Annotated in this window: 2 protein-coding genes; both read left to right on the top strand. The window is 43.2% G+C overall.

All coding sequences use genetic code 11. The features are described 5' to 3' along the window. Nucleotides 1-393 precede the first annotated feature (393 nt). Nucleotides 394-612, top strand: coding sequence for a hypothetical protein (locus B2X33_RS05445; RefSeq protein WP_296668191.1), 219 nt, complete (start codon nucleotides 394-396; stop codon nucleotides 610-612). After that, nucleotides 609-884, top strand: coding sequence for a type II toxin-antitoxin system YafQ family toxin (locus tag B2X33_RS05440; RefSeq protein ID WP_296668189.1), 276 nt, complete (start codon nucleotides 609-611; stop codon nucleotides 882-884). The genes B2X33_RS05445 and B2X33_RS05440 overlap by 4 nt, the downstream gene beginning before the upstream one ends. The last annotated feature ends 140 nt before the right edge of the window (nucleotides 885-1,024 follow it).

Genomic DNA, 1,024 nt, shown 5'->3' with positions numbered 1-1,024 from the left:
TGTCATTGCCGTACTTGAAACCCTTTGTCATTGTCGGACTTGATCCGACAATCCCGTGCAATAGATTCCCTTGTCAAGCAAGGGTATGACAATCGTAAAAAAACAGCCCCTGCCGCAAAGCAGAAGCTGCATAAAAAAACACGATGCGAAGCAGTCTTATGCAACAGCTCTCCGGGTCAAGCCCGAAGATGACATAAAACTAGCCTGTCATTGCCGTACTTGAAAGCCTCTGTCATTGTCGGACTTGATCCGACAATCCCGTGCAATAGATTCCCTTGTCAAGCAAGGGAATGACAATCGTTAAAAAAAGCAGCCCCTGCCGCAAAGCAGAAGCCACATCTTTCTTTATGGAAAATTCCGCTTTTCTATGCTATATTCAAAAAGAGGCGAAATATGACTTTGGTGATAAAAAACGCGGACAACAAACTTGTGGAAATGATAGACGCGATAAACAAGATGAGCAAAAAAGTTTATTCCTACGTAAAAGAAGATGAATATCCGGCAGAACTTGTGGAATCAATCAAAGCAGGCGAAAAAGAATACAACGCCTCAGTCAAAAACGGCACGCTGAAAACCTACGCCACCGCTCAGGAAGCGTTCGCAGATTTATGAAATACAAAATCTATTTTACGTCGGCATTTAAGAAAGACGCAAAATCGCTTGCTGCGGACGAAAAGTCAAAAACAATTGAAATTATCAACAGGCTTGCAGACGGCGAAATTCTTGAGCCGAAATACTGCGACCATCAGCTGACAGGAAAACTAAAATCTTACAGAGACTGCCACATAAAGCCCGACTTAGTCCTGATTTATAAAATCGAAAAAGACATTCTCCAGCTATCCGCTTTCCGAATAGGAACACACAGCAAACTGTTCGGGAAATAAAAAAACAGCCCCCGCCGAAAAGCAGAAGCTGCATAAAAAAATACAATGCGAAGCCGTCTTATGCAACAGCTCTCCGGGTCAAGCCCGAAGATGACATAAAACTAGCCTGTCATTGCCATACTTGAAAGCCTCTGTCATTG

The sequence above is a fragment of the Treponema sp. UBA785 genome, from assembly GCF_002297065.1.
Classification (GTDB): Bacteria; Spirochaetota; Spirochaetia; order Treponematales; family Treponemataceae; genus Treponema_D.
This window is presented reverse-complemented; position numbering and strand designations above follow the sequence as displayed.